This window comes from Nocardiopsis salina YIM 90010 (assembly GCF_000341025.1).
Taxonomy (GTDB): domain Bacteria; phylum Actinomycetota; class Actinomycetes; order Streptosporangiales; family Streptosporangiaceae; genus Nocardiopsis; species Nocardiopsis salina.
Genome location: NZ_ANBF01000044.1, coordinates 16,842 through 40,575 on the forward strand (window position 1 = coordinate 16,842; position 23,734 = coordinate 40,575).

Annotated in this window: 14 protein-coding genes and 1 pseudogene; 8 read left to right on the top strand and 7 right to left on the bottom strand. The window is 70.3% G+C overall.

All coding sequences use genetic code 11. The features are described 5' to 3' along the window. Positions 1 to 60 precede the first annotated feature (60 nt). The 4 genes and pseudogenes from D474_RS0104675 (at position 61) to D474_RS0104690 (ending at position 8,858) form a co-directional block, all read left to right on the top strand. Positions 61 to 1,953, top strand: coding sequence for a dynamin family protein (locus tag D474_RS0104675; RefSeq protein ID WP_017612438.1), 1,893 nt, complete (start codon positions 61 to 63; stop codon positions 1,951 to 1,953). Further along, positions 1,950 to 4,928, top strand: coding sequence for a GTPase (locus D474_RS0104680; RefSeq protein WP_017612439.1), 2,979 nt, complete (start codon positions 1,950 to 1,952; stop codon positions 4,926 to 4,928). The genes D474_RS0104675 and D474_RS0104680 overlap by 4 nt, the downstream gene beginning before the upstream one ends. Positions 4,929 to 5,564: 636 nt before the next feature. Then, a pseudogene (locus tag D474_RS27690) lies at positions 5,565 to 6,905 on the top strand (GGDEF domain-containing protein); the annotation flags it as partial. 675 nt (positions 6,906 to 7,580) lie between these two features. Beyond that, positions 7,581 to 8,858 (top strand): DUF4192 domain-containing protein, encoded by a 1,278-nt coding sequence (locus tag D474_RS0104690; protein WP_017612441.1) that lies wholly within the window; start codon positions 7,581 to 7,583, stop codon positions 8,856 to 8,858. A 133-nt stretch (positions 8,859 to 8,991) separates the two neighbouring features. Here the strand turns inward: D474_RS0104690 and D474_RS0104695 are convergent, their stop codons facing one another. Both D474_RS0104695 and D474_RS0104700 read right to left on the bottom strand, forming a co-directional pair. Further along, positions 8,992 to 10,896 (bottom strand): heavy metal translocating P-type ATPase, encoded by a 1,905-nt coding sequence (locus tag D474_RS0104695; protein ID WP_026118168.1) that lies wholly within the window; start codon positions 10,894 to 10,896, stop codon positions 8,992 to 8,994. Continuing rightward, complete coding sequence (locus D474_RS0104700) at positions 10,893 to 11,315, bottom strand: ArsR/SmtB family transcription factor (RefSeq protein WP_040703080.1); 423 nt, start codon at positions 11,313 to 11,315, stop codon at positions 10,893 to 10,895. The genes D474_RS0104695 and D474_RS0104700 overlap by 4 nt, the downstream gene beginning before the upstream one ends. A 215-nt stretch (positions 11,316 to 11,530) precedes the next feature. Here D474_RS0104700 and ettA point away from each other — a divergent pair, with 215 nt between their 5' ends. Then, entirely contained in the window at positions 11,531 to 13,195 is a 1,665-nt protein-coding gene (ettA, locus tag D474_RS0104705) for an energy-dependent translational throttle protein EttA (RefSeq protein ID WP_017612444.1), read from the top strand. Positions 13,196 to 13,494: 299 nt separating this feature from the next. Beyond that, positions 13,495 to 14,025 carry a globin gene (locus D474_RS0104710; RefSeq protein WP_083931737.1) on the top strand — a complete coding sequence of 177 codons (531 nt, stop codon included), beginning with the start codon at positions 13,495 to 13,497 and terminating at the stop codon, positions 14,023 to 14,025. Positions 14,026 to 14,266: 241 nt separating this feature from the next. On the opposite strand, the gene D474_RS0104715 is transcribed toward D474_RS0104710, so the two are convergent. Then, a complete protein-coding gene (locus D474_RS0104715) occupies positions 14,267 to 14,701 on the bottom strand; it encodes an acyl-CoA thioesterase (RefSeq protein ID WP_017612446.1) in 435 nt (144 codons plus the stop codon). Between the two features lie 188 nt (positions 14,702 to 14,889). Further along, positions 14,890 to 16,974, bottom strand: coding sequence for a prolyl oligopeptidase family serine peptidase (locus tag D474_RS0104720; protein WP_017612447.1), 2,085 nt, complete (start codon positions 16,972 to 16,974; stop codon positions 14,890 to 14,892). A gap of 355 nt (positions 16,975 to 17,329) precedes the next feature. Here D474_RS0104720 and D474_RS0104725 point away from each other — a divergent pair, with 355 nt between their 5' ends. Continuing rightward, entirely contained in the window at positions 17,330 to 17,830 is a 501-nt protein-coding gene (locus D474_RS0104725; protein WP_017612448.1) for an HNH endonuclease, read from the top strand. 143 nt (positions 17,831 to 17,973) lie between these two features. Here the strand turns inward: D474_RS0104725 and ilvD are convergent, their stop codons facing one another. Continuing rightward, positions 17,974 to 19,836 carry a dihydroxy-acid dehydratase gene (gene ilvD / locus D474_RS0104730; RefSeq protein ID WP_083931738.1) on the bottom strand — a complete coding sequence of 621 codons (1,863 nt, stop codon included), beginning with the start codon at positions 19,834 to 19,836 and terminating at the stop codon, positions 17,974 to 17,976. A 252-nt stretch (positions 19,837 to 20,088) separates the two neighbouring features. After that, complete coding sequence (locus D474_RS0104735) at positions 20,089 to 20,871, bottom strand: nuclease-related domain-containing protein (protein ID WP_017612450.1); 783 nt, start codon at positions 20,869 to 20,871, stop codon at positions 20,089 to 20,091. A 210-nt stretch (positions 20,872 to 21,081) separates the two neighbouring features. Here D474_RS0104735 and D474_RS0104740 point away from each other — a divergent pair, with 210 nt between their 5' ends. Further along, positions 21,082 to 22,509, top strand: coding sequence for an amidase (locus tag D474_RS0104740; RefSeq protein ID WP_026118170.1), 1,428 nt, complete (start codon positions 21,082 to 21,084; stop codon positions 22,507 to 22,509). Here D474_RS0104740 and D474_RS0104745 read toward each other — a convergent pair. After that, positions 22,412 to 23,719, bottom strand: coding sequence for an MFS transporter (locus D474_RS0104745; protein WP_026118171.1), 1,308 nt, complete (start codon positions 23,717 to 23,719; stop codon positions 22,412 to 22,414). The genes D474_RS0104740 and D474_RS0104745 overlap by 98 nt on opposite strands. Between the last annotated feature and the right edge of the window lie 15 nt (positions 23,720 to 23,734).

Sequence of the window (23,734 nt, forward strand, 5' to 3'; positions counted from 1 at the left end):
GGCGGCGTCCGTCCGAGCCGGTGGGGACAGATCAGTACCGATGAGGAGGGCATACCGATCATGACCCGGCCGTCGGCTGCACCGAACGCCACCGGCTCCGGTGCCTCGGACCGGTTCGACCCAGGACCGGCCGCCACCTCCGACCAGACCACCGAAGGGCACCACGACGTGCCCGAGGCGGGGCCCCCGCACGCCGCCGGGCGCCGGGGGCCGACCGTCCCCATCCCCGCCGGGCCGGCCAAGCACCGCGCTCCGTCCGCCGACGACGGCCGCTTCGAAAAGGTCCTGGAGTCGCTGCGCACCCAGATCCGGGACCTCCGCTTCGCCGAGGGCCTGCCCGGTGCCGAGGAGGGCGCCGAGCTCCAGGCCGACGTCCTGGCCCAGCTCTCCGACTACGTGCTGCCGCGTGTGCGCCGCCCCGACATCCCCCTGCTGATCGCCGTGGCGGGGTCCACCGGCGCGGGCAAGTCCACCCTGGTCAACAGCCTGGTGGGCGAGCAGGTCACGACCACGGGCGTGCGCAGGCCCACCACCAACAGCCCCGTGCTGGCCTGCAACCCGGCCGACGTCGACTGGTTCAGCGAGTCGCACTTCATCCCGACCCTGCCGCGCGTGCGCCAGCAGGGCCTGGCGATGCCCGGTAAGGACGGCATGCTCGTGCTCGCCGCGAGCGAGGCCATGCCGCCCGGGGTTGCGTTGCTGGACACCCCGGACGTCGACTCCGCCGTCGCCGCCCACCACGAGTTCGCGTCCAAGTTCCTGGACGCCGCCGACCTGTGGGTGTTCGTCACCACCAGCACCCGCTACGCCGACGCCCGCGTGTGGGAGTTCCTGCAGGTGGCCCGGGACCGCGACACCTCCTTGGCCGTGGTGCTCTCCCGGGTTCCGCGCAAGGGCCGCCGCCAGCTCCTCGACCACTTCGGCGCGATGCTGGAGGCCAACGGGCTGGGCAACGCCACCCGGTTCGCCGTCCCCGAGACCGATCAGATCTCCGCGGAACGCTTCACCTCCAACGTCGCCGACCCGGTGCGCGACTACCTCGCCGACGTCGCGGGCGAGGCCGAGCAGCGCGACCGCGTCTCCCGCCGCACCTTCATCGGCGTCATCGACAGCTTCGCCCAGCGCGTGCCCGAGCTCGCCCGCTGCGTGGAGGGGCAGATCGAGCTCTCCCGGCAGTTGGAGACGGTCGTGGACGAGGCCTACGCCGGTGCCGCCCGTCGCATTGACTCCGGCCTGGGGGACGGCTCCCTCCTACGCGGAACCCTGCTGGCGCGCTGGCACGAGGTCGCCGCCAGCGGTGAGCTCGCCAAGACCTTGAAGATGCGCAGCAAGCGCGGCCGCAAGGCCAAGGCGCAGCAGGCCGAACGCGGGCAGCGTGTGGCTTCCCTGGAACGTGCGGTGCGCGACGCCCTGGAGGCCCTCGTGGTCTCGGCGAGCGAGCGCGCCTCCGACGAGGTCGGGGAACAGTGGCGCACCGTCTCCGGCGGCGGGGACCTCGCGGCGAAGGCGCTCGAACAGCCCGGGACCGGGATGCTCACGCAGCAGATCCGGCAGGAGATCGCCGAGTGGCAGCGCGAGATCGCGGAGATGACCGCGGCGAGTGGCGCCACCAAGCGTTCCGTGGCCCGGTTCGTCACCTTCGACCACGACGTTGTGGCCCTGGTCCTGATCATCGACCTGCTCGGTTACGAGCGCAGCCAGTCGGGGGGCGGAGCCCACGCCGCCGAGACCTCCGGACCCTCACCGCAGCGCCTGCTCAAGGGGTTGTTCGGAGCGCCGTCTCTGCGCAGCATGGGCGCGACCGCACGCGACAACCTCCGGGAGCGCATCGAGGGGCTGCTCCGTCGTGAGCGCCTGCCCTTCGACACCGCGCTCGCGTCGGCGGGGGTCCCGTCGGAGGACGCCGCTGTCCAGCTCTACCAGGCCACGTACAACCTTGAGATAACACGATGACGACTCAGTGGAACCCTGCGGGGCACCAGGGCGAGCCCGGCGCGGACGGCAACGGCAACGGCAACGGGAAGGACGCGGGCGCCGGCACGGACCGCGTGGCCCAGCACGGATCGGACGCGCAGTCTCCGGCGGCGGACCCGGATCCGGCCCCCGAGCGTGCCGATGCCGAACCCGACCCCGGCCCCTGGCGCGTGTACACGATGCCGGTGCCCGAGCACCCGGATCACAGTGGTGAGACGGGCACGGAGTCCGAGTCCGAGGAACCCGGCTACGACGGGATCACCGGCTATCCGGCCCCTGCGGGTCCCGGTGGTCCGGGGGAGCAGCCACAGCCGCGTTCCACCGGCCGTCACGCACGTCCGGCGGGGCCGGGAGGAGGGCCCGGTCCCGAGAGCGGCGACGACGATCCCGACGGTCTCGCGGGTTGGGTCGGCAGTCTCACGGACGCTGCGGACGACGCCCGGATCGCGGGCCGGTCGACCGGGTCGTTCCCCGCGGTGTCCGGTCGCGATGCGGCCGCGGCACAGCCCGGGGCGGAGGACTCCTGGACCGAGACGGTTCGGCCCGAGGGCCGGTCCCGGTCCCGGTCCGGTTCGACCCCCGCGGAGGGGTCCTGGACCGAGACGGTCCGCCCCTGGGCGGCCCGCCCCGAGGACTCCGCCGCAAGAGCGGGCGGTGCCGGGCCGGCCGGGTCCACGGGCGCTGCTGGAACCGGGGCGATGTCCGGGACCGGCAGCTCCGACGGTGTGCACGAGGGGCCCTGGGTAACCGGGGGTGGGGATGCAGGGGCCACAGGCGTCACAGGAACCCCTGTTCCTTCGGACACTTCCGAGACCACGGGTGGGCAGGCCGCTGGGCGTCCGGACACCCCGGTCGCTGCGAACGGGGCCCACGAGACGACCGGACCCACTGGTGCCAACGGGACCGCGGAGCCCGCAGAACCCACCGGCGCGGCCGGCCGGGATGCCTCCGGTTCACTGGCCGCGGAGGGCGGACGGTCTTCGGGGGACTCAGCGGGTGACCTGCTCGCCGACGACCCCGATGGCTCCGACGGTGCCGCTGTGTCTGCAGCTTCCGCGGTCTCCGACGCGTCGGCGCAGGACTCGGGCGGCGCGGAGCGCGGTCCGGACGAGCCCGAGCCGTTGCCGCACCGCGTGCCGGGAACCTCGCCGATGTCGGGCGCCTTCCGGGCCGTGAGCCCCGACGACAGCGCCACCGGTGACCTCGAGAGCGCTTCTGACCCCGACGGCGATTCCGACGACCGCTCGGACGCCGGCTCCGACGAGCACGAGTACCGCCCGACCAACCACGACACCTGGCGCCCGGCCCGCACCTCCACCCGAGAGGAACTGGTCGAACGCCTGGACGCACTCGGCTCCCTGCACGAACTCGGCGAGGGCGAACTCCCCTCCCACGTGACCGAACGCTCGACCCAGCTCCTGGAGCACGCCGGTGCGCGCCTGAACCTGTCCGGCGACCACACCGTCGTCGCCCTGGCCGGTGGCACCGGCAGCGGCAAGTCCTCCCTGTTCAACGCCTTGTGCGGCCTGGAACTGTCGCAGACCGGCATCACCCGCCCCACCACCTCCAAGGCGCACGCCTGCGTGTGGGGGCACGAGGGCGCCGACGAACTCCTGGGCTGGCTGGGGGTCCCGGAGCGCTACCGCCACTCGCGCACGGGTGTGCTCGACTCCGGCAACTCCGAGATGAACGGGTTGGTCCTGCTCGACCTGCCCGACCACGACTCGGTGCGCAGCATGCACACCGCCGAGGCCGACCGGCTCATCGGCTCCGTCGACCTGCTCGTGTGGGTCCTCGACCCGCAGAAGTACGCCGATGCCGCTGTCCACCATCGCTATCTGGCCAAGATGGCCGGGCACGGTGCGGTGACCGTGGCCGTGCTCAACCAGGTCGACCGGGTCGGCAACGACGAGCTCGAGGAGCTGCTCACCGACCTGCGGCGCCTGCTGGAGAGCGAGTCGGGCGTGCACCCGCGCATCGTCACCACCTCGACCACCATCGACCAGGGCGTGGACGATCTGCGCGATTTCCTGGTCGAGACCGTGCACGAGCGCCGCGCCCTGGTCGACCGGCTCGACGCCGACCTCGACGTCGTCATCGGGGACTTCGAACCGTTCCGGGGCGAGGGGGAGATCCCCACGACCGTCTCCGCCGAAGTGCGATCCTCCCTGCAGAACGGGTTGTCGAACGCTGCTGGGGTCAGCGCGGTCGCCGACGTCACCGAGGCCAACGACGTGCGTCGCGGTCGACGCCGGGTCGGGTGGCCGGTGGCGCGCCGACTCGCAAAGCTGCGCAAGGATCCCCTGGCCGCGGTGCAGCTGGACTTCGTGCGCCGCGACACCGAGAACGGGGTGTCCGGCCGGGTCGACGCGCACGAGGCCGAGCTGGAGAAGTCCCTGGTGGAGGCTGCCGACAGCGTCTCCGAGGGCATGCCGTCGATGTGGCGCCGACGTCTGCGCGCGGCGGCTCGTTCCGGCGTGGGGGAGCTGCCCACCGAGCTGGGTGAGACCGTCGACGCCGCGGTGCGCGGATCGGAGCGGACCCCCTCCTGGTGGGGCTTCGCACGGTTGGTGCAGTACGTGCTGCTGGGCGTTGCCGGCGTGGGCGCGGCCTGGGCACTGGTGTCGGCCGTGAGCTGGACGGGCGGTGGCATCACCGGCCTCCGGATGTTCGACGACCCGGTCTTCATCGCCTACTCGGGCGCGGTTGTGGCCGCCTCGCTGGTGGTCGGCTGGCTCACGGGGGTCGGTTGCGGGAACCTCGTGGAGGTCGCGGCCGTCCAGCGGCGGGAGGAGATCGAACGAACCGCGGACGCGAGCCTGCGCGAGACCGCAGGGGAACGTGTCGTGCGACCGTTGGAGGCCGAGCTGGAACGGTTCCGGTCCTTCCGCCGGGCCTACGAGACCGCGCGGGGGCCCGCCGGGGACGGTTCCGAGCACGCTTCCGGGGACTGATCCGGGCAGCGGCCGGATGCGGCCCCATGCTGCCCGGACCCGAAACCGGGACCGAAGGCCCAGGCCCGGCCCGGATCCAGAGAATGCGATACACGAGAGCGCCCGGTGGCCGACCGGGCGCTCGAACCGGCCCGGGGGCGGGCGGCACAGCGGATGCCGCCCGCCCCCGGTTTCTTGCGCCGGTCCTCAGACCCAGGTCAGACCCTTGCTCATGAGCGTTCTCCGTGTCCGGTGGGGTGGGCACGTGCGGGGTCGGCCGACCGGTGAGTGACAGCCTTCCGGCTCCCCGGTCGGGCGTCCGTTCCACGCAGGATGCCCGAGTTCGCGGGCGATCCCAACCCCTTCCCCGGAGGAGCTGCCCGAGGAACCTTGCTCCTGCCTGCGCTGGCAGTACAATGAGCAATAAATGAATTACTCAACGTAATGTAAAGTGGGTAGTGTGTGGTCGACAAGGATGCGGATGATGCTCTAGGGCGCGCAGGAGCAGAGGTGCCATGGGGGGTGGCGTTCCGGCACTGCGGGGGGACTCAGTGCGATCACGTTCCGTCTGAAGGAGAACCTCTGGAGAGGGTCGGCCCATCACAGGGGTGAATGGGGCAGTCGACACGGAGTGAGTTCGGGAGGGAGGCGGGAGACGTGAGTATCTCGGAGCAACCGGCGGCGGAACGGGAACACGGTGAACGCCCCGGCTGGCCGATCCTGCAGCAACCCCCGGGGTTCGTGGTCTACCTGGGGCTGCTGGTGTGCGCCGTGCTGTTCCTCATCGGCGTGGCCGCGGCCCTGACAACACTCACCACATCGGACGTGGTCACCTTCGCCGCGCTCACCCTGTGCGCCGGTGTTTCCGTGGAAGGCGTGCGCCGCCTCGGACAGCCGCGCGGGCTCTCGCACGACCTGCTGGGGGCCTGGTGGTTCCCCGTGGTCGTGTTGCTGCCGCCGGTCTATGCCCTCCTCGTGCCGCTCCCGGTGTTCATGCTGCTGCAGTGCCGCGTTCGGCGCGCGTGGGTGCACCGGCGGGTGTTCAACGCGTGCTCGGTCGCGCTCTGCGGGTTCCTGGCCTCGGTGTTCTGGCACGGTGTACACGCGGGGGACCCGATCGCGGGGGTGGGCGGTTCCACCGGTTCGGCCGCCTCGCTCCTGACGGTCGGCGGGGTCCTGCTGGCGGTGCTGTGCTGCCTGGCCTTCACCGGGCTCAACACAGGGCTGGTCGCTGTCGCCGCCCGGATCAGCAACGGCCCCGAGCGGGTCCGGCGTACCAACGCCGACCGCGAGGCGGTCATGGTGGACGCCGTCGAATTATGTGTCGGGATCACCGTCGCCATCCTGGCCCAACTCTCGCTGCTGCTGCTGGTGATCGCTCTGCCGCCGATCCTTCTGTTGCAGCGGAGCCTGCAGTACCACCAGCTCCGGGCAGCGGCGCGCACCGATCCCAAGACCGGATTGCTCAACGCCCCCACGTGGGAACAGGCCGCCGTGAACGCGATCGCGCGTGCACGCAGCACGAGGGGGCGTGCAGCCGTGCTCATCATCGACATCGACCACTTCAAGCGGGTCAACGACAGCCACGGACATCTCTTCGGCGACCAGGTGCTGCTCGGGGTCGCCACCACCGTCGCCCAACAGCTGCGCCAGTCCGACCTGCTCGGAAGGTTCGGCGGGGAAGAGTTCGTGGTCCTGCTGCCCGGGGCTGACGTCGGTGAGGCTTCCCGGGCCGCCGAGCGCCTGCGCGCCCGCGTCGGCGGGATGGAGATCGCCGTGGACGATGTACCCGTGGCGATCACCGTCTCGGTCGGCCTGGCGGTCACGGGGGAGCACGGGAACGACCTCGTGGAGTTGCTGACCGCTGCCGACCTGGCGCTTTACCGCGCGAAGGAGACCGGGCGCAACCGGGTGTGCCTGCCTGCCGGGCGGTCCGGGCCCGGCGCGGATGCCGTGGGTGAACCCGAGGGCACGGGCGATCCCGGTCCTGTGGACGGTCGTGGATCCGACGACGTGGACGCCTCTGCCGACAACCCTGCTCCTGTGGAGATACGCGGGGTGCAGAGCTGCCCCGCAGGGTGCGGAGGGCAGCTGCCCGGTCGGCCGGGGAACGCCTCTCCTGAGGAGGGGCTCGCTCCGGCGTCGCACTGGGATCCCGGGTACGGCGCATCGGTGCACCGTGCGGCGGAGCACCCGTGTTCGGTCGGGCGGATTCCTGGGCCACGTGAGGGCGGTGTGCCCGAGTCGGTCGTTGCCGACGCTGGGGCGTCGACGCATTCCGTGACGGCTGATCCGCATTCGCCCGTCCCGGTCGGGGAGTGCGCAGATCCCCCCGTGTCCAGAGCGTCCACGGCATCAGGGGGGTCGGAACCGTCGGTTGGGGATCCCGCCGGCGATGCCCCGGACCCGCGGGCATCGCCGGCAGAACCGCCCGGAAGCCCTTCTGGAGGTGCCTCCGGGGTCCAGGTCCCCTGACCGGGAGCACACCGACCGGGTCGTCACTGTCGCCCCGGAGCACCTGCGGGAGTTCCGGGGCGACAGAGGGCCGGACCCGGTCGGACCGGTGGCACCGGGCGGGCTTCCTCTCGCAGAGGGCCGGACTGCCGACCAGCGTTGTCCACAGGCCGTGGGAACGCCATTGCGGGGCGAATCGGCGTCACTCACCGTGAGGTCATGGCCTCACATCACATTCCTCACCCGAGCGATCCCGACGACCACTCCGACCGCGACCCCGAGCGCCACGAGCGTGAGCGTCATGTCGAACATGAGCCCGAGTACGGGCAGGCCGACCGGGCCCATGGTGAACCGATCACCGGTTCCACCGACAGCGGACCGATCGGTACGGGTCGCCCCAACGGGACCCCGCCCGAGCGCATCAGCCTGTCCTCGCCCAACGACGTCGTGGCGACCATGCCCTACCTGGTGGGGGAGCCGCCCGTACCCGGCCTGGTGGTACTCACCCTGTGCGGCAGGAGCGTGCGCTCGGTCCTGTGCCGCGATCTCGGGCGCACCGAGGCCGCCGATCCGCTCGCCTGTGCGGGACCGCCCGTGGACAGCGCGGTCACCGAAGGGGCGGATGCCGTCATCGTGGTCGGGTACGGAACCGCGGACCAGGTCTCCGGGCATGTGGGAGGTCTTGCCACGTCGGCCAGGAGGAGGGGCCTCAAGGTCCTGGAGGCCTTCAGGGTGCACGCCGGGCGGTACTGGTCGCAGTTGTGTGTGCGTCCCGGATGCTGCCCGCCGGAGGGGAGCGGGCTCGACGCCGACCGTTCCACCGGGCCCGCCGAGGCGGTGTTGCGCGGGCTGACGCCGCGTCCGCCGTTGCGCACCGTCATGGACGAGATCGCGCGGGCACGCCGGACCCTGGACCCGCCCGGGTCGCTCAGGGCCGAGACGGTCCGGGCGGCGCTCGTCGGTGCGGAGGCCGAGGCCGAGCGCCTGCTCCGGGCGGGAGAGCGGGTTCTGCGGCGGTGCGGAGCGGCGGTCCTGCGATCCGCCGTGGAGGCCGAACGCACCGGAGCAGGGCCCCACGGGGTGGAGGAGTTGGTCCGGCTCGCTGTGTTCCTGCGGGCACGTCCGGTGCGGGACACCGTCTGGGCGACGATCACCCCCGAGACCGCACGTACTCACCTGGACCTGTGGTCGCGCGTCACCCGGGCGTCCCTACCGCCCGACCACGGCGGTCGCGACCACGGCGCCGATGCGGCGTTCGTCCCCGCCGCCGACCGCGCCGCCCCGGTCCGACACGCACGTACCGACCGTGCCGCGCCTGCCGCGCTGGTCGCCGTCGCGGCCTGGCAACTCGAGGAGCTCGTCCTGGCCCGGGCGGCGTTGGAGACCTCCTTGGAAGCGGATCCGCAGTACTCCATGGCGCTGTTGATGCAGCAGGCCCTCGACGTGGGGTTGCCCGCGGAGCGGTGGATCGACCACCTCCACGACCGCTCCGGTTGAGGCCCGGCTCCCCTGGGATCGGCCGCCGGACCGGCTCACGGGGAGTGGATGTGCCGGAACGGGCCGTGCTGAACCACCGCAGAGGCTGGGATCGTGCACGGCACCCGCTTCTCCGGGCACCGTGCACACCCGGTCACCTCTCCCAGGCCGAACGCCGCAGCAGCCGGGCGCCGTTGAGGGCGACCAGGACCGTGGACCCCTCGTGGCCGGCCACGGCCAGACCCAGGGGCAGCGTGGCCACAAGATCCAGCGTCACCAGCGTCACGATGAAGCTCGCGGCGATGGTCAGGTTGGCGATGACGTAGCGACGTGCCTTCCGGGACAGACGAACCAGGTTCTCCAACGCTCCGAGCTCGTCCCGCACGATGATCACGTCCGAGGTGTCCAGAGCCAGGTCCGAACCGCGGCGCCCCATGGCCACCCCGGTACCGGCTGCTGCCAGGGCCGGGGCGTCGTTGATACCGTCCCCGACCAGCAGGACGTGCTCACCTCGTGCGGACAGCTCGCAGACGATGCCGACCTTGTCCTGCGGCATCAGGGAGTGGTGCACCGTCCCGATCCCGGTGCGCTGGGCCACGGCCGTCGCGGTGGACGCATTGTCCCCTGTGAGCAGCACGGCAGGGTTCCCGGTCAGGCCGGACACCGTGCGCACGGCATCGGGTGCGTCGGCGCGCAACCGGTCCACCAGCAGGACGGTCCCGACGACCTCCTCCCCCCACCGCACCTGCACACGGGTGCCGGTTGTCGAGGAACCACTCTCGGCCCGTTCGACGGTCACCGTTCGTCCGGAGACACGGCCGGTGACCCCGTGGCCGGGAAGCGCCTTGAAGCCGGTGGCCTCGGGCAGAGGCAGCCCCTGTTGCGTGGCTGCTTGCACGACGGCCCGGCCCAGGGGGTGCTCGCTGTAGCGTTCGACGGCCGCGGCCAGGGCCAGGACCTGGTCCGCGTCGTGGCCGGCGCCGGGCTCGACGGTACTGACCTCGGGGGAGCCTTCGGTGAGTGTCCCGGTCTTGTCGAAGGCGACCACGCCGGCGCGGCCGATGGTCTCCATGACGGTCGCCGACTTCACCAGGACGCCGTGCCGGCCCGCGTTGGCGATGGAGGCCAGGAGCGGCGGCATGGTGGAGAGCACCACGGCGCAGGGGGACGCGACGATCATGAACACGATCGCGCGCAGTAGGGCCTCTTCGAAGGTGTGGGCGAAGAAGATCATCGGCACGGTCAGCACCAGCAGAGTGCCCACGACGACGCCGAGGGAGTAACGCTGCTCGACCTTCTCGATGAACAGCTGGGTCTTCGCCTTGGTCTCGGAGGCCTCTTCGACGAGGGTGACGATGCGCGAGATGACCGATTCCGAAGCCCGACGGGTGATCTCGACAATGAGGGTGCCGGTGCCATTGACGGTTCCGGAGAGCACCTCGTCGCCTGCCTCCCGGGTGACCGGCACCGATTCACCGGTGATGGCCTGCTGGTCGACCTCGCTGACCCCTTCGGCGACGATCCCGTCACCGCCGATGCGTTCGCCCGGACGCACGATGATTCGGTGTCCGGGTTCCAGGTCCCGGCCGGCTGCCGTGGACGTGCTGCCGTCCTCGTGGAGCAGCTCGGCCTGTTCGGGGGCAAGCCCGAGCAATGAGTTGACCGAGTCGGCGGTGCGACGGGTGACGATCACCTCGAGCGCCCCGGAGGTGGCGAAGATGACGATGAGCAGCGCACCGTCGAAGACCTGCCCGATGGAGGCCGCTGCGATGGCGGCGACGATCATCAGCAGGTCCACGTCGAGGGTTTTCTCGCGCAGGGCGTTCAGGCCCGACAGCGCTTGCTGCCATCCTCCGACGCCGTAGCAGGCCAGGTAGGCGGCCCACCACAGGACCTCGGGTGCTCCGCCCAGCTGCAGGCCCCAGCCCAGGAAGAACAGGACCAGGGCGCCCAGGGCCCAGCGCACCTCGGACAGGGTGAGCGCGGTCGTGAAGATCGACGGGGGCCGGGCCAGGACGCGGCCGTCCTGGGTTGCGGGCGGGGCCTGCATCCGAGTCATGTCTGCTCTTCCGGGGCGTCCGAGGTGGCCCCGTTGGGGCGGGTGGAACTCTTGCGGGGGTCCGCGGGAACGCCGGCGCGGTGGTGGGCAGGGGTCTCGTCCAAGGCGTGCTCGGCCTGGAAGACCGCCTGCGCGACCAGCTCCCGCACGTGCTCGTCCTGCAGCCGGTAATAGACGCGGGTGCCGTCCTGGCGGGTGGCGACCACGCGGCCCCAGCGCAGCTTGGCCAGGTGCTGGGAGACGGTGGTGGGCGACTTGCCCACAGCTTCGGCCAGATCGTTGACCGAGCGTTCCCCTTCACGCAGAGCCAGGACGATTCGGATCCGGGTGGCGTCCGAGAGCAGCCGGAACACCTCTACGGCCAGGTCGACGTAAGGACTGTCGAGCCCGAACCTGCAAACCTTATTATCTTCATTCATGCGAAGATTCTAAGCTATAACCCTGCAGTCGCAACCCGATTGCTGATGCTGGTGCTGATGAGTGGACCTCGGTGAGTGCGCCGCTCGGGGCGGCTCCCGGGCTCTGGCTCCCACGGCTGCGTACGGCGCGGCGTGCGCGCACACCGGGAGATACCGGTGTGAGGCGGCGCTCACGGGCGGCCCTGGCACGGCCCCCGACACCCTAGGCTGGAGACATGCCGGAGTACATCTACACCATGAACAACGTGCGCAAGGCGCACGGCGACAAAGTCGTCCTGGACAACGTTTCGGGGTCGTTCCTGCCCGGAGCCAAGATCGGCGTCGTGGGCCCCAACGGGGCGGGTAAGTCGACGCTTCTGAAGATCATGGCCGGCATCGAGCAGCCGTCCAACGGAGAAGCACGGCTGATGCCCGGGTTCACCGTCGGGCTGCTCGCCCAGGAGCCCCATCTGGACGAGGACAAGACGGTGCTCGAGAACGTCGAGGACGGCGTTCGCGAGACCAAGGACATGATGGCCCGCTTCAACGAGATCGCCGAGAAGATGGCGACGGACTACTCCGACGATCTCATGGAGGAGATGGGCAAGCTGCAGGAGCAGCTCGACCACCGGGGCGCCTGGGACCTCGACAGCCAGCTCGAGCAGGCCATGGACGCCCTGCGCTGCCCGCCCAAGGACGCGTCGGTCGACAGCCTCTCCGGTGGGGAGAAGCGCCGCGTGGCCCTGTGCCGCCTGCTGCTCGAGCAGCCCGACCTGCTGCTGCTCGACGAGCCCACCAACCACCTGGACGCCGAGTCCGTGAACTGGCTCGAATCCCACCTGGCCAGCTACCCGGGCACCATCGTGGCCATCACTCACGACAGGTACTTCCTGGACCACGTGGCCACCTGGATCCTCGAGCTGGACCGGGGCCAGTTCTACCCCTACGAGGGCAACTACAGCACCTACCTCGAGACCAAGGAGGCCCGCCTCAAGGTCGAGGGGCAGAAGGACGTCAAGCGCCAGCGCCGCATCAAGGAGGAGCTGGAGTGGGTGCGCTCCAACCCCAAGGCGCGCCAGAGCAAGTCCAAGGCCCGTCTCCAGCGCTACGAGGAGATGGCGGCCGAGGCCGACAAGACCCGCAAGCTGGACTTCGAGGAGATCCAGATCCCGCCGGGTCCGCGCCTGGGCGACACCGTCGTCGAGGTCAGCAACCTGACCAAGGGCTTCGGCGACCGCGTGCTCATCGAGGACCTCAGCTTCTCCCTGCCGCCCAACGGCATCGTGGGTGTGATCGGTCCCAACGGTGTCGGTAAGACCACGCTGTTCCGGATGATCATGGGCGAGGAGACGCCCGACGAAGGCAAGATCAACATCGGGAACACGGTCGACATCTCCTACGTCGACCAGTACCGGGGCCGGATCGACGACACCAAGAACGTCTGGGAGACCATCTCCGACGGCGAGACCTTCATCGAGGTCGGCAAGGTCGAGATCCCCAGCCGTGCCTATGTGGCTGCGTTCGGGTTCAAGGGTTCGGACCAGCAGAAGCCGGCCGGGGTCCTCTCCGGCGGTGAGCGCAACCGTGTGAACCTGGCGCTGACCCTCAAGCAGGGCGGCAACCTGCTGCTTCTGGACGAGCCCACCAACGACCTCGACGTCGAGACCCTGGGTTCGCTGGAGAACGCGCTCCTGGACTTCCCGGGCTGCGCCGTGATCACCTCCCACGACCGGTGGTTCCTGGACCGCGTGGCCACCCACATCCTCGCCTGGGAGGGTGACGCGAACTGGTTCTGGTTCGAGGGCAACTTCGAGGCCTACGAGCAGAACAAGGTCGAGCGCCTGGGCCAGGAGGCCGCCCGTCCGCACGCTGTCACGCACCGCAAGCTCACCCGCGGCTGACACGGTCCGGTGGTCGTCCCGGGCGTGGAGTCCGGGACGGCTGCATCGGGCACAGCAACGCCCGTTCCCGCCATGGCGGGAACGGGCCTCCGGCTGAGCGTTCGGGGGCCGGGCCGATGCGGCCGGGCCCCCGACGTGCGTGCGGGGAACGTTCCGGCACCTCTGTGGTGAAGGGTCCGTACAGGCCACGTATGGACGGAGGCGCACGGCCCATGGGCGTGCCCTGGCGCGCGCAGAGGTGACCACCGCCGCGGCCTTGGCCCTCCTGTGCCGACAGGCCGTCGCATACGCTGGGGGCGATGACTTCCGCGCGTGATGACCACCAGAGCCAGGGCGAGCAGCCGGTAAGCATGACGTTCTACGAGGCCGTGGGCGGGGAGGAGTTCTTCACCCGTCTGGTCGGACGCTTCTACGAGGGCGTGGCCCAGGACGACGAGCTCCGGGCCATGTACCCGGAGGAGGACCTCGGGCCGGCCGAGGAGCGGCTGCGCCTGTTCCTCATCCAGTACTGGGGCGGGCCGCGCACCTACAACGAACAGCGCGGCCACCCGCGTCTGCGCATGCGGCACTTCCCGTTCCGTATCGGTGCCTACGAGCGCGACCTGTGGCTCAAGCACATGCGCGCCGCCGTGGACTCGGTCGAGCTCCCCGAACCGCTGGAGCGCCAGCTGTGGGAGTACATGGTCATGGCCGCGCACAGCATGGTGAACGTGCCCGAGGAGACTATGGCCCCACAGGTGTCCGAACCGACCTCGGTGTCGGTCTCCGCCGAACCCGGCTCCGGCGACGACGATGACGGCGGCGAGACCGTCACGATCTCCCTGAAGTGACGCCCGGCCGGGCAGGGCCCGGGCGAGGTCGGCCGCGGGCGACCGGGCCCTGTTCGCTGTTGCTCGTGGGGCTGGATGTGCCTGTCCGGTTCTGGGTCGGGGATCTTGCTACCAGAGCCAATATCGGCGCTGAACCCTGCTCTGGTAGCAAGATCCCCGCCCGCGGGGGGCATGGTGGGCCCGGTCGAGCGGTCGTTGATCGCTCACGAGCACTGACCAGGCACAAAACCCCATCAACGATCTAGGTGTAGTCGGCGAGGAAGGCGCGCTCGGTGGCGTTGAGCCGCCGGGCGCTCTGCTGTTCCACGTCGAAACCGACGAGCACGGTGCGGGCGCGCAGGTAGACCGTGTTCTCGTCGAGGACCTCGTAGGCCAGGGTGAAACTGGAGTTGCGCACCTCGGTGACCCACAGCTCGACCCGGACCGGTTCGGTACGCGGGAGGAGCGGGGCGAGGTAGTCGGCCTCCTGGCGTGCGACGACCATTGCCCCGAAGATCTGCTCCGTGTGGCCCTGACCGAAGTGGAGGAACGAGATGCGGGCGTCCTCCAGGTAGGTGAGCATGCGCACGTTGTTGACGTGGAACTGCGGGTCGAGGTCGGCGTAGCGGACCTGCTGCAGGTGCACGTGGCGCTGCGGTGTCTCGCTCGCCGCCGACCCGGCCTCGGTCTGTGTCACGTCGGGGATCCTCTCGTGGGTGCTCTCCGGGGGGTGTCGGACGGTTCCGATTGTCTCAACACCCCCTGGAGAGATTGTTACTCCCGAGTAGAGCAAAGCTGTGTTGTTCCTCTCGGGAACCCGCCTTGCAGGTCAGTTGCCTGCCAGGGTGGTGAGAGGGTCTGGCCCGGGCGCCATGGACCTACCGGTCAGACCGCCGCCTTCCCCGAGTGATGCGCGAGGAACGCCAGCTGTTCGGAGCTGAGCGCCACACGCCGGCTCACCGAACGAGCACTGTGCCCGACCTCGGACTCGCGCCGAAGCAGCACCGGGCTCTCCTCCGGCGCTGCAGACGTGGCCCACTGCATCTGCGCGCACAGCTTGCGGGCGTGCAGCGGGTCCACGCGGGTGTCGTTGTCGAAGACTGTGAACAGCGTCGCCGGGTACCGGGTCCCCTCGCGCACGTTGTGGTACGGCGAGTACCCCAGTAGCCAGCCCAGCTGCTCGGCGTCGTCGGCCGTGCCGTACTCCACGTTCCACAGCTGCCCCAGGCCGAAGTGCTCGTAACGCACCATGTCCAGCAGGGGCGCCGAGCACACGGCGGCGGCGAACAGGTCCGGGCGCTGTGTGACCATCGCACCGACCAGTAGTCCGCCGTTGCTGCCGCCCAGCACCGACAGTTGCCCGGGCGTGGTGACGCCGGTCGCGACCAGGTGCTCACCCGCAGCGATGCAGTCGTCGAAGACGTTCTGCTTGCGCTCGAGCATTCCGTCCCGGTGCCACTCCTCGCCCTCTTCCAGGCCGCCGCGCAGGTTCGCGACCACGTGCACACCGCCCGAACGCACCCAGGCCAGCGCCGTCGGGGAGAACGCCGGAGGCTGGGAGATCCGGAACCCGCCGTAGCCGTAGAGGATGGTCGGACGCGGACCCTCGCCCGTGTCGGCCGGCGCCACCACGAGCATGCGCACCGGGGTCCCGTCCTGCGACGTGTAGGTCACCTGCTCGACCGAGACCTCCGGGACCTCGATCTCGCCCGGAGCGTGCGCCCACGCCGTCACCTCGCCGGCCAGAGCGTCGTATCGGTACACCGACGACGGGTGGGTCGTGTCGGTGTAACCGAACCAGGCCTCGTGCCCGCCCTCCCGGCGCTCCACGATCCCGCTGATCGCGCCCAGCCCCGGCATTTCCAGTGCGCCCAGGAGTTCGCCGGTGGCCAGGTCGTGACGGGTGATCTCGCTGACCGCGTGGCGCGCCCAGGCCACCAGCAGCTCCGGACGGTCCAGCTCGGGGCCGTCGAGGATCGCGTAGTCCTCCATGACCGCCTCGGGGTCCTCCGGTACCAGCTCGTTCCAGTCACGGGGCGACGCGGGGTCGGCCACACACAGGCGCCCGCGCGGGGCGTCGCGGTCGGTGAACAGGTACAGGCGCCCGTCCCGGCCCACGTGCGGGCTCAGTGCGGCGTCCACGCCCTCCTGCACGACCGCGAACGCCGGGGCGTGGGGTGGCGACACCTTCAGGTCGGCCAGGCGCACCTCGGTGGCGGCGGAGGTGCCGCGCGAGGTGGTGACCGTCAGCCAGCGCCCGTCCCGGCTGAGGGAGGGCATGTGGAAGTCGGTCATGTCCCGGCCCGTGCCGAAGACCAGATCGTCCTCCTCGGCCGGGGTGCCCAGACGGTGCAGGTACACGCGCCGGTGGTAGTGCTCCTCGCCGTCGGGGACCTCCTCGGAGGGCAGCCGGCGCACGTAGTAGAACGCCGAGGAGTCGGGGAGCCAGGCGACGGGGGAGTAGCGGCCGCGGTCGATGGGGCCGTCCACGAGTTCGCCGGTGTCGATGTCGACGACCCGGAGCACGGACTCCTCGTCCCCGCCCTCGGAGAGTTGGTGGGCCAACAGGCGCCCGCCCGGGTCGACCTTCCAGGCGTCGAGCGTGGTCAGGCCCTCGGGGTCGAGCGCGCCGGGGTCGACGAGCACCCGCTCCTGCCCGTCCTCGCACATGATCAGTACAGCGTGTTCCTGATCGGGGTCGCGCCGCAGGTAGAAGGACCGGTCGCCGACGTGGACGGGGGCGCCCACTCCGCCCGACCCCATGAGGGCGCGCAGGTGGAGGGCGAACCGGTCCCGGCTGCTGTACTCGGCGCTCGCGCGCTCGTAGAGGGAGTCCTGCGCTTCGGCCCACCCCTTGGTCGCGGAGGAGTCGGCCTCCTCCAACCACCGGTAGGGGTCGGAGACGATGTGGCCGTGCAGGTTCTCGGTGAGGTCCAGCCGTTGGGCGGAGGGGTAGCGGAGTTCGTGCATGCTCGAAGCCTATCCAGTCCTCGGAACCGAACAGGAAAGGGTTTTGAGCGACACGGAATGGCCGGTGAATGCGGAGAACACACGGTTTCTGCATGGTCCGGCGTAAATTGGGGTGGCGCCGGGACGGTCCCAACAAGCAGACTGAATGCGGGACGCAACTCGGCGGGAACCACCGGGAGGTCCGTGTGGCAAGGCGAACGGAACCACCGATCCTCGGGTCGGTGCACAAGGAGGTCTCCTGGCTGGCCGATCGGCTGGCCGGGGATGAGACACGGCCGTCGCGTCCGGCGGCCGGGGTGGGACGATGAGTGCCCGGCACGGCGGGGCGGACGCCTCTGCACCCGCCAGAAGGCATGTGCTCCTGCTCAATGCCAGCTTCGAACCGCTCACGACATTGCCGCTGCGCAGGGCGGTCCTTCTCGTTCTACGCGAGAAGGCCGAGGTCGTGCACAGGGACGAGGCGGGGGCGCTGCTCCATTCGGCGACCAGGGCCTACGAAGTACCCTCGGTGATCCGATTGCGGCGGTACATCAACGTCCCCCACGGGCGGCGGGTACCGCTGACACGGGTGGCGCTCATGCGGCGGGACCGGCACGCGTGCGGTTACTGCGGAAAGCGTGCGGAGACCATCGACCACGTCATTCCACGCAGCCGCGGAGGCGCGCATGTGTGGGAGAACGTGGTGGCTGCGTGCAAGCCCTGCAATCACCGAAAGGCCGACAAGTTCCTGGACGAGATCGGCTGGCAACTCAACGTCACCCCGAAGGTGCCCAAGGGTCCGCACTGGCGGTTGATCAACGGCGACGTGCACGGTGATCCCCAGTGGGAGCCCTACACAGGGCACCTGGCAGCCTGAGCTTCAGGGGCCGGCCCGTCCTGCGTCCCGGCCGGCCCGAGTACGCACCCCCGCCGGGCCCGTCCCGAGCCGGCCCGGCGGGGGCCTCTCACACCGGGCCCCGGCCCCGAGGCCTCCTGAGGGCACCCTGGCCCCGTCACCGACTACTTCTCGATCTGGCTCACGTCCCGCGCCGCACCGGTGTGGGCCGAGGTGGCCATCGCGGCGTAGGCGCGCAGAGCAGCCGTCACCGGGCGCTCGCGGTCGACCGGGCGGAACCGGCCCAGCTCCTTGAGCAGCCGCTCGCGCCGGGTGTCGAGTTCGTCCTCGGGCACCTCCAGCACGATCCCCCTGTTCGGGATGTCGATGCTGACCGTGTCGCCGTCCTCCACGAGCGCGATATCGCCGCCCGCGGCCGCCTCGGGGGAGGCGTGCCCGATGGAGAGCCCGGAGGTCCCGCCGGAGAAACGGCCGTCGGTGATGAGCGCGCACGCCTTGCCCAGGCCGCGGCCCTTGAGGAAACTCGTCGGGTACAGCATCTCCTGCATGCCCGGACCCCCCTTGGGGCCCTCGTAGCGGATCACCACGACGTCACCTGGCTCGATCTCCTTGCGCAGGATCCCGTCGACGGCGTCCTCCTGCGACTCGAAGACCTTCGCGGGCCCGGAGAAGGTCCACAGCTCCTCCTCCACACCGGCGGTCTTGACGATCGCGCCCTGCGGGGCGAGGTTGCCGAACAGCACAGCGAGCCCGCCGTCCTTGGTATAGGCGTGCTCGTAGGAGCGGATGCAGCCCTGCTCCCGGTCGGTGTCCAGGCTGTCCCACCGGGTGCTCTGGGAGTAGGCCTTGGTGGTGCGCCTGCCGCCCGGCGCGGCGTGGAACAGCTCGACCGCCTCGGGAAGCGGGGACTCGGCGGCGATGTCCCACTCCTCGATGAACTCGCCGATGGTCTTGCCGTGCACCGTCGGCAAGCTGGTGTCGAGCAGGCCACCGCGGGCCAGTTCGCCGAGGATCCCGGGGATGCCGCCGGCCCGGTGCACGTCCTCGATGTGGTACTTCTCCGTGTTCGGCGCGACCTTGCACAGGCACGGGACCTTGCGCGAGACCTCGTCGATCTGCGGAAGCCCGTAGTCGACGCCGGCCTCGGTGGCGGTGGCGAGCAGGTGCAGGATCGTGTTGGTCGAGCCGCCCATGGCCACGTCGAGCGCCATGGCGTTCTCGAAGGCCGCCGGGGTGGCGATCGACAGCGGCAGGACCGAGTCGTCGTCGTCCTGGTAGTAGCGGCGCGCGGCCTCCACGACGCGGTGTCCGGCCTGCTCGTACAGAGCGCGGCGGGCGGTGTGCGTGGCGAGCACGGTGCCGTTGCCCGGCAGCGCAAGACCCATCGCCTCGGTCAGGCAGTTCATGGAGTTGGCGGTGAACATGCCCGAGCAGGAACCACAGGTCGGGCACGCGTTCTCCTCCATCTCGTCGAGCTCCTCCTGGGAGACGCTCTCGTCGGCGGAGGCGATCATCGGATTGATGAGGTCGAGCTTCTTGACCTTGGTCGCGGTGCCGTCGACGACGGTGACCTTGCCGGCCTCCATGGGCCCACCGGAGACGAAGACGGTGGGGACGTTGAGGCGCATGGCGGCCAGCAGCATCCCGGGGGTGATCTTGTCGCAGTTGGAGACGCACACCAGGGCGTCGGCGCAGTGCGCATTGACCATGTATTCGAGGGAGTCTGCGATGAGCTCGCGGCTGGGCAGGGAGTAGAGCATGCCGCCGTGGCCCATGGCGATGCCGTCGTCCACGGCGATGGAGTTGAACTCGCGGGGCACGCCCCCTGCTTCGCGGATCGCGTTCGCCACCACCTCGGCGACCTCGCGCAGGTGCACGTGTCCGGGAACGAACTCGGTGAAGCTGTTGGCCACGGCCACGATGGGCTTGCCGAAGTCCTCGCGCTCCACACCGGTGGCGCGCATGAGGGCACGCGCGCCGGCCATGTTCCTGCCGTGGGTGACGGTGCGTGAGCGTAGGGCTGGCATCGGGGAGACTCCCATCGTTACGGGGTGTGCGTGTATCGATGGTAATCCCCCGTGAGGGGCGCTTCGGTCTCATGAATGAAGACGGATTGTCCGAATAATGAGACGCTGTGTCGTGTTGGGTCGAGGGCGACCCGGGTGGCACAGCCGCGCACGAGCCGCTCCCCGTTCACAGCCCCGGACATACTGAGGGCCCGGGTGCCACCGCGTCGTGGCCGGTCCCGGGCCCGTGTCCTGCGTGCTCTCGAGCGGCCCTCAGTAACGGGGCGGCAGGGCCTTCTGTGCGGCCTGATAGATCTCCTCGATCTCAGTCTCGGTCAAGCGGTCGCGTCCGGTGCGAAGCCACTTGCGAACCTTGGTCCCCTGGATGATGTCCACCCCGCGCAGCCGGTGGCTGTCCCAGGGCATGCCGGGGCCGTAGATGGCGAGCGAGGCCCGGACCTTGATGTCGCGGCCGAGCTCGGCGCTGACGAGCTCCTCGGCGCGCTTGGCCTCCTCCAGGGCCTCGTCGATGCGCTCGTTCTTGGAGAACCGGCCGTGGTAGAGCTTCTCCAGCTTGTTACGCAGGGGCAGGCGCTTGTCCCACGCCTCGGAGTCGATGGAGAAGGCGCCGCGCCGCCCCACGATGAAGTGGTCGATCTGCCCGTTGCCGCCAGGGACGGCACGAGCGTGCAGTACCCGGTATCCGAGCTGCTTCATGACTTTGAGCTGGACCTCGGTGCGCCGCTGTGCAGCGGAGGGCTTGCGCCAGTGGGGGATCTCCGACTCGCGCCGGGAGCTGTAGATGGTCCAGGCGATCATGACGATGATGCCCAGTGTCGCGCTGACTGCCCATTCCGAGGTGAGCAGGCCGAATACAGCGATGATGCCCGCGGCCGCGCCGGTACGCACGCCCCATTTGCGGGCGGACTGACTCGATTTGAGCGCGCCGTACACCGATGCGCCCGAATCGTCCTGGTTCTTACGTTGGTTGGGGAAAAAGAGGGTCTCGGGGTTGTCCGTCTTCCGGTTCTCCGATGCCTCTTCGGGGCCGTTCACTCGCGTTGCCGTTTCCACGTCGGACAGGTTAGTTCCATCCATATCCGAGTCCTAGTGCCTGACATCTCACACAGTTGTTTCCTCGCTCTTCTGTGTGCACGCGTGTGCGTGCGAGGAAACGGGGCATGATCGTTTCTTCGTCGGTCTCTCTGGAGAAGCGGCCGCCAACTCCAGTGGTGCCCCCTCTGGTGCCCGCTAACCTGAGGCACCATGACCCAGATCCACGACCAGACGGCGCAGGGGTTGGCTGCATTGGTCCGCAGTCGTGAACTGTCCCCTGTTGAGATCACTGAGCATGTTCTGCGGAGGACGGAACAGCACGACCCGGCTCTCGGGTCTTTCATTTCGGTCATGCCAGAAATGGCCTTGGAGCAGGCGCTGAATGCGGAGAAGCGGGTCATGTCCGAGGCGCCCGACGGCCTTCCGCTCCTGCTCGGGGTCCCGATTCCGGTCAAAGACCTCGAACCAGTCGCAGGCGCACCCGTGACCCACGGGTCCCGCCTGTACCGCAACACCGTCGCCCCCGCAGACAGCGGCGTCGTCGCCCGGCTGCGCGCGGCCGGGGCGGTGTTCACCGGCAAGACCAACACCCCGGAGTTCGGCTCGAGCTGTTACACCGAGAACAGGATCGCGCCGCCCACCCGCAACCCGTGGGACTCCGCGCTCACGCCGGGAGGCTCGAGCGGGGGAGCGGGCGCCGCGGTCGCCGCCCGCCTGGCTCCGGTCGCGCACGGCAGCGACGGCGGAGGATCGATCCGCATTCCCGCGAGTGCGTGCGGACTCTTCGGTCTCAAACCCACGCGTGGGCGGATCTCCGGTGCCCCGGCCCGTGCCGACCTGCTCGGGCTGTCCACCTCCGGTCCACTGACCCGCACCGTCGCCGACGCCGCCCTGCTGCTGGACACCATGGCCTTCAGCGCCCCCGGCGACCCCTTCCGTGCCCCCGAACACCGGGGCAGTTTCCTTCGCCACCTGGACGAGGAACCCGGCAGCCTGCGCATCGGAACTTGTGCCGGGACCGGATCGGCGGGCGTGGAGCTCCACCCCCACGTGCGCGCGGCCCATGAGGAGAGCATCGCCCTGCTCACCGGGCTGGGTCACGAGATCGAAGAGGTCCCCGTCCCCTACGACACCCACTTCGAAGGGCTCTTCGCCGAGGACTTCGGGGTGCTGTGGGCGGCCATGGCCTCTGCAGCGCCGGTCCCGCCCGAGCACGAGGGGGAACTGACCGAGCTCAACCGCTGGCTGCGCGAACGCGCCCGCGCCGCCTCCGCTCCCCGCCTGGTTGAGGCGCTGGGCCGGCTCCAGCAGGGGGTCCGCTCCTTCATGATCGCCACCGCGCACCTGGACGCCCTGCTCACCCCGACCCTGGCCCGCCCGCCGGTCCCGGTCGGGCATTTCACCGAGGAGGGCCCCGAGCGCACCTTCGAGCTGATGACCGAGTTCTCGCCCTTCACCTCGCTCTACAACGTCACCGGGCAGCCCTCGGTCAACGTGCCCCTGTCCTGGAGCCCGGACGGCCTGCCCGTCGGGTCGATGCTCAGCGCTCCGGCCGGGGGCGAGGGGACCCTGTTGTCCCTGTCGGCCCAGCTGGAGCGGGCCCGTCCGTGGGAGCACCGGGTTCCGCCGGGCGTGTGACCCGATCGTCCGGTTCGGCGGGCAGGGGCACGAACAGGCTCGTGCCCGCCGAGACCAACAGCATCATGGCGGCACCGGCCATCCCTCCGGCGATCCCGAAACCGTCGATCATCGCCCCCACCATCGGGCTCGCCAGGGCACCGCCTGCGCCGAACGCGCTGGCCATCCACCCGAAGGCCTCCGACCGCCGGTTGGAGGGTGCCAGGTCCCCGATGTGCCCCATGACCGCGGCCAGCAGCGGGGCCAGCGTCAGACCGGACAGGAACAGCACCGGCAGGGCCCACAGTGGTGTGGTCAGGTACAGGATCGGCGGCGCGAACGGTACGAGCAGCACCAGGCCTGCTGCAGCGGCGAGCGCACGCCTCGACAACCGGGGGCGGCCCGGGAAGGTTCCGGCGACAGCACCGCCGACCAGCGAGCCCAGTGCCCACACCGATGCCAGCACCATGACGTACTCAGGGGCGTTGAGCTCGTTGGCCCAGGCGACGATGGTCAGGTCCATGCCGATGACCCCGCCGACCGTCAGGAACGCCATGACGAACAGCAGAGCCAGTGCGGGGATGCGCACCAGGCTCCGGCGCGGACGCCCGGCCTCCTCCGGGGCCTCCTCGGCCGGCGCCGGCCCGGTGACGCCGGCCCGGCGCAGCGCGAGACAGAACCCGACGGAACCGGCCAGCGCCAGGGCCGCGAGCACGAGCATCGCTTCCCGGGGGCCGGCCCAGGCGACCACGGCGGCGGTCGCGATGGGGGAGAAGACGAACAGCAGCTCCTGGGTGGTGGCCTCGGCGGCGTAGATGGCCTGGCGTTCCGGGCCGCGGGTCAGACGGGGCCAGAGACCCCGTACCACCTGGTTGGCGGGGCTGCCGAAAGCCCCCGTGGCCAGGGCCAGGGGGACCGCCGCCCACCACAGTGAGCCCGGCATGAGCGCCATCGCGGTGAGCCCGACCGAGAACACCACGCCGCACACCAGCACCAGGCGGTCGCTCGCGCCCCGGTCGGCCATGCGGCCCCGCAACGGCCCGACCAGCGCCATACCAAGCGTGAAGGCCCCCGCGACCAGCCCTGCGTAACTGTAGGAGCCGGTCCACTCGACGACCAGGAAGGTCACCGCGATCATCTGTCCGGGCAGGTAGAAGCGCGCGGCGAGGGACCAGGCCAACAGGGACAGGACGTGGGGGACACCGAAGAGGCGCCGGTAGTTGTCCAACACGCTCGCCATGATCCC

Bases quoted from the DNA above. Each gene is read 5' to 3' on its own strand.
- D474_RS0104695 (WP_026118168.1), bottom strand. From the start codon at position 10,896: ATGACTCGGATGCAGGCCCCGCCCGCAACCCAGGACGGCCGCGTCCTG.
- D474_RS0104710 (WP_083931737.1), top strand. From the start codon at position 13,495: ATGACTTCCGCGCGTGATGACCACCAGAGCCAGGGCGAGCAGCCGGTA.
- D474_RS0104720 (WP_017612447.1), bottom strand. From the start codon at position 16,974: ATGCACGAACTCCGCTACCCCTCCGCCCAACGGCTGGACCTCACCGAG.
- ilvD (WP_083931738.1), bottom strand. From the start codon at position 19,836: ATGCCAGCCCTACGCTCACGCACCGTCACCCACGGCAGGAACATGGCC.
- D474_RS0104680 (WP_017612439.1), top strand. From the start codon at position 1,950: ATGACGACTCAGTGGAACCCTGCGGGGCACCAGGGCGAGCCCGGCGCG.
- D474_RS0104700 (WP_040703080.1), bottom strand. From the start codon at position 11,315: ATGAATGAAGATAATAAGGTTTGCAGGTTCGGGCTCGACAGTCCTTAC.
- ettA (WP_017612444.1), top strand. From the start codon at position 11,531: ATGCCGGAGTACATCTACACCATGAACAACGTGCGCAAGGCGCACGGC.
- D474_RS0104740 (WP_026118170.1), top strand. From the start codon at position 21,082: ATGACCCAGATCCACGACCAGACGGCGCAGGGGTTGGCTGCATTGGTC.
- D474_RS0104675 (WP_017612438.1), top strand. From the start codon at position 61: ATGACCCGGCCGTCGGCTGCACCGAACGCCACCGGCTCCGGTGCCTCG.
- D474_RS0104690 (WP_017612441.1), top strand. From the start codon at position 7,581: ATGGCCTCACATCACATTCCTCACCCGAGCGATCCCGACGACCACTCC.